Here is a 4,737-nt window from a genome sequence, read left to right as displayed (position 1 = left end):
CGGTTCGGGTTAAGGGTAAATCTGATTGCAGGACTGGTTAATGCGATGGGATGAATATTTTCGCAAGAGGTCTAATAAAAAGACAAAATAAATAAAAATACGCAATATTGTATTATTTTTACAAAATATGACTGCTTTTGGTTTTTATAATGCGCCGTTGAATAGAAAAATCAGACAAAAGTGAATTTATGTGATTGAAAATTTCTGTCAAGTCGTCTGAAAAATACGGCATGGCAGAAAAGCAAATTTTTGATATGCTGATATTGAGCGGCCATCAATACCGGCCATTTCCGATAGAGATGTGAGGTTGAAATGGCAACAGGCGGCATTGTGATGCCGCCTGTTCGTTGGATGGGTACAGGGCCTATGCCCGCCCTTCGGCTGATGAAGTGCAGAGGGCAGGTTGCTTGCTATGCTGCGCGATGCCCTGCTGAACGTTGTCCTGCCTTACGGCGGATTAACCTTTATTGCTATGGCATTTGGCTTGAACCTCATTCATCACTGCCTAGGATTTTTCAGACGGCCGCCTTCAGATGCCGGCGCATTCCTGCCACATGATTTCCTGCGAACTGCATACTTTCCCGTTTTCTCCCGGTTCTGCGCGTATATAGCTGCCGTCGGGCTGCATCAACCAGGCTTGGCAGTTGTCGTTTAAGGCCAGGGTCAGGCCTTCGCGGATAACTCGGGCTTTCAGTTTCGGATGTTCTACGGGCGTGCAGGTTTCTATGCGACGGAAGAAGTTGCGCCCCATCCAGTCGGCACTCGATATATAGGTGTTTTCCGCGCCGTCGTTGTAAAAATAGTAAACGCGCGAATGTTCGAGCTGGCGGCCGATAATTGAGCGGACGCGGATGTTTTCCGACAGGCCTTCCACTTGCGGCCGCAGGGCGCACATGCCGCGTACGATCAAATCAATCTGTACGCCGGCCGCACTGGCGGCGTAAAGTTCTTCGATGATGTTCGGTTCGATCAGCGAATTGAGTTTGGCGACGATGCGGGCCTTCCTGCCGGCTTTGGCGTGTTCGGCTTCGCGGCGGATGCCTGCAACCAGCATTTTGTGCAGGGTGAACGGGCTTTGGTAGAGTTTGTTCAGGCGGCTGGGCTGGCCCAGGCCGGTGATTTCCATAAACAGGGTGTTCACGTCGGCGGTAATTTGTTCGTCGGCGGTGAGGAGGCCGAAATCGGTATAGATGCGTGAAGTGCCTTGGTGGTAGTTGCCGGTGCCGAGGTGCGCATAGCGTTTCAGACGGCCTTCTTCGCGGCGGATGACCAAAGCCATTTTGGCATGGACTTTGTAGCCGAATACGCCGTATACCACATGTGCGCCCGCGTCTTCGAGCCGTTGCGCCCAATTGACGTTGTTGGCTTCGTCGAAACGCGCCATCAATTCCACAACCACCGTTACTTGCTTGCCCGCCAATGCGGCGTTCATCAGTGCCTTGGCCAGTTCGGAGTCGGTACCTGTGCGGTAGATGGTCATTTTGATGGCGACGACGGCGGGGTCGGCCGCGGCTTCGCGGATAAAGCGGACGACGGGTTCGAACGATTGGTAAGGATGGTGCAGCAAAATATCTTCCCGGGCCACGGCTTCGAGTACGCCTTCGTCTTTTTTCAGCATTTTTGACAGGCTGCCGCTGCGCGGGGCGTATTTGAGGTCGGGGCGTTCGACCATGTCGGGCACGGACATCAGGCGCACAAGGTTCACCGGTCCTTTGACTTGGTAAAGGTCTGCGGGTTTGAGTTTGAAATGGCCGAGCAGGAAGTCGTAAATGTGGGGCGGACAGGTTTCCGCCACTTCCAGCCGGACGCCGTCGCCGTATTCGCGGTCGTGCAGCTCGCTTTGGATGGCGGCGCGCAGGTTTTTCAGGTCTTCCTCCGCCACGGTCAGGTCGCTGTCGCGCGTGAGGCGGAATTGGTGGCAGCCTTTTACTTCCATGCCGGGGAAGAGGCGGTAGACGTAGTCGTGCAAGATGGACGACAGGAAGACGAAGCCTTCTTCTCCGCCGCAGATTTCAGACGGCAGTTTGACCACGCGCGGCAGGATGCGTGGGGCTTGGACGATGGCCATGCCCGAAGAGCGGCCGAATGCGTCTTTGCCTTCGAGTTCGACGGCGAAGTTCAACGACTTATTCAATGGTTTGGGGAAGGGGTGCGCGGAGTCGAGGCCGACGGGGGTGAGTATCGGCCAGAGTTCGCGGTCGAAATAGTCTTCTATCCAGGCGCGCTGTTCCGCCGTCCAGTTGCGGCGGCGGTAAAAATGGATGCCTTCGCGGCTCAGGGCGGGTTGCAGTTCGTTGTTGAACAGGTCGTATTGTTCGTGTATCAGGCGGTGTGCCTCAACCGATGCGGCGGCAAGGGTTTCGGCGGGCGTCATGCCGCTGTCGAGGATTTTGCCGGGATTCCGTTTGTGTTCGCGCCTCAGGTAGGCCATCCGTACTTCAAAAAATTCGTCGAGGTTGGAGGAGACGATGCAGAGGAAGCGCAACCGCTCAAGCAGGGGGATGCGCGCATCCTGCGCTTGCGCCAATACGCGGCGGTTGAATTCGAGCAGGCTCAGTTCGCGGCATAATATGCGGTTGGATTGAGGCATGGCGTTCTCCTTCGAATATGTTTGATGTTCATAACGACGGACGGAATGTCTGCGTATAAGGTATCAAGTATAAGTCCGGCGGCAGGGTTTTTCCAGTTGGGAGGCCGTCTGAAGAGAAACGACGGTGGATTGGAGCGAGGTGATCGGTTGTGTTGAAGGGAAGGATGATGTATATCAAATATTCAGATTGTCCGAATCATTTACAATAGCAGTTTGCCTTTGTGGTAAAACGATAAAGACATTGCGGCATCGGAATAATTTAAAGGAAAATTTATGGCCATCAAGCACGAAATACGGGATAACGAGATTTTTGTTTTCGGTTCAAACAAAGCCGGTAAGCACGGTTTGGGTACGGCATTGACCGCACGGATGAAATACGGTGCGGAAATGGGGCAGGGATTCGGTTTGCAGGGGCAGTCTTTGGCCATTCCGGTGAAAGACGAGCAATTGAAACTGCTGCCTTTGGAAGAAATCAAAACCTATGTCGATTTGTTTATCGATTTTGCCAAAACCAATTTCGACAAACGTTTTTTTGTTACGCCCGTCGGTACGGCTTTGGGCGAATATCATGCGCAGGATATTGCGCCGCTGTTCAAAGGCGTGTCCGACAATTGCCGCCTGCCGCCGGAATGGGAGGAAATCCTCAAAGCCGAATGAAAGGCTTTAAGGGCAGATAATTAAAAAGGCCGTCTGAAAACCATATTCGGGTTTTCAGACGGCCTTTTTATGTTTTTTACCGAAGGCGTCTTTATTTCGGCTCTTGCGGCACGTAGCCTTGCACTGCGTCGGCACCGTCGCCGAAGAAATAGTTTTCCATCTGCTGGGCCAGATATTCGCGCGCGCGCGGGTCGGCCAGGCTCAGGCGGTTTTCGTTGATCAGCATGGTTTGGTGGCGCGTCCACGCTTCCCATGCCTCTTGCGATACGTTTTCAAAAATCCGCTTGCCCAGTTCGTTCGGCAGGGGGGCGAATTTCATGCCGGGGGCTTCTTTGCCCAGTTTCACGCAATGAACCATACGGGTCATGATGTTTTCCTTCAACGGTTTTTCAGACGGCCCGAATTCTAACGGAAGGGCGTTGCTTTGTATAGGAAGCCGCTTTCAGACGGCCTCCTGCCTGATTTTCTCCACCAGGAAATCGATAAAGCTGCGTATTTTCGCACTCAAAAAAGCCCTATCGGCATAAGCTGCATACAAGGTGGCGGACGGGATGCGCCATTCGGGCAGCAGGCGTACAAGGCGGCCGCTGTCGAGATCGCGTTTGACCGTCCATGCGGGCAGGTAGCCCAAGCCGCCGCCGGCCAAAACCATTTCCCGCACCATCGGCGTATTGTCCGCCCGAATGGTCGAATTCGGCGTGAGGGTAAAATGCTCGCCGTCACGCGAGAGTTTGATATGCTCCATATCGACATAACTTGCTTGGACGAAATTGTGGGTAAGAATTTCCTGCGGTGTGGCGGGTGTGCCGTGCCTTTGCAGATACTCTGTTTCGCCAATCAAATAAAAAGCGATTTCGCTTAATGGGCGGACAATCAGCGTGGGCGGCAGGTCGACGCTGCTGACGCGTAAGGCCAAATCCACCCCTTCGGCCACCAGGTCGATTTTGCGGTTGTCCAGAATCAAATCAAGCGATACGGTCGGGTAAAGGCGGCAGTATTCGGCCAGCCAACTGCAAACATGATGGTTGGCAAACCACATCGGCATCGTAACCCGCAGCAGCCCCTGCGGTTTTTCCGTCCCGCCGGCTGCGCGTTCGGCAGCGGTTTCCAACGTTTCCAGCGCATAACCGCATTCGCGGTGGTATTCCTCACCCGCTTCCGTCAGATACAGATTACGGCTGTTGCGTTGCAATAGTTTGGCACCGATATGGTTTTCCAGATGGCTGACGTGTTTGCTGGCCATCGCGGTGGAAATGCCGAGTTTGTCGGCGGCACGGGTAAAGCTGCCTTGCCGAACCACTTCGCGAAAAACCTTCAGGCTGAATAAAGTATCCATGATTTCTTATTGGGAAATATTGCATCAATAAACATAGTATATATTTACTTAAAGGAATTATCTATTATTCCGTCTTAATTAGACCTCTTGCGAAAGTATCCTGAAGATTTACAATTTCCAAATGAAATACGAAAACCTAATCCAAAGAAGCAAC

The 4,737-nt window shown here is 53.0% G+C and carries 4 protein-coding genes; 1 reads left to right on the top strand and 3 read right to left on the bottom strand.

Annotation, left to right across the window (positions count from 1 at the left end):
• Window positions 1–529 precede the first annotated feature (529 nt).
• Complete coding sequence (ppk1, locus tag ACTHSL_RS12070; protein WP_440381587.1) at window positions 530–2,590, bottom strand: polyphosphate kinase 1; 2,061 nt, start codon at window positions 2,588–2,590, stop codon at window positions 530–532.
• Between the two features lie 273 nt (window positions 2,591–2,863).
• Here ppk1 and ACTHSL_RS12065 point away from each other — a divergent pair, with 273 nt between their 5' ends.
• Window positions 2,864–3,247 carry an A1S_2505 family phage non-structural protein gene (locus tag ACTHSL_RS12065; RefSeq protein ID WP_003775415.1) on the top strand — a complete coding sequence of 128 codons (384 nt, stop codon included), beginning with the start codon at window positions 2,864–2,866 and terminating at the stop codon, window positions 3,245–3,247.
• Between the two features lie 91 nt (window positions 3,248–3,338).
• Here ACTHSL_RS12065 and ACTHSL_RS12060 read toward each other — a convergent pair whose 3' ends face one another.
• Together ACTHSL_RS12060 and ACTHSL_RS12055 are read right to left on the bottom strand one after the other, a co-directional pair.
• Entirely contained in the window at window positions 3,339–3,614 is a 276-nt protein-coding gene (locus ACTHSL_RS12060; protein ID WP_003775416.1) for an oxidative damage protection protein, read from the bottom strand.
• A gap of 75 nt (window positions 3,615–3,689) precedes the next feature.
• On the bottom strand, window positions 3,690–4,583 hold the full coding sequence (locus ACTHSL_RS12055; RefSeq protein ID WP_440381586.1) for a LysR family transcriptional regulator: 894 nt from the start codon (window positions 4,581–4,583) through the stop codon (window positions 3,690–3,692).
• Window positions 4,584–4,737: the final 154 nt, after the last annotated feature.

Origin of the sequence: Neisseria sp. P0008.S010, assembly GCF_051962715.1 — a bacterium.
Taxonomy (GTDB): domain Bacteria; phylum Pseudomonadota; class Gammaproteobacteria; order Burkholderiales; family Neisseriaceae; genus Neisseria; species Neisseria elongata.
This window is presented reverse-complemented; position numbering and strand designations above follow the sequence as displayed.

Excerpts from the sequence above, each read along its gene's own strand:
- ACTHSL_RS12060 (WP_003775416.1), bottom strand. The coding sequence starts at position 3,614 with ATGACCCGTATGGTTCATTGCGTGAAACTGGGCAAAGAAGCCCCCGGC.
- ACTHSL_RS12065 (WP_003775415.1), top strand. The coding sequence starts at position 2,864 with ATGGCCATCAAGCACGAAATACGGGATAACGAGATTTTTGTTTTCGGT.
- ppk1 (WP_440381587.1), bottom strand. The coding sequence starts at position 2,590 with ATGCCTCAATCCAACCGCATATTATGCCGCGAACTGAGCCTGCTCGAA.
- ACTHSL_RS12055 (WP_440381586.1), bottom strand. The coding sequence starts at position 4,583 with ATGGATACTTTATTCAGCCTGAAGGTTTTTCGCGAAGTGGTTCGGCAA.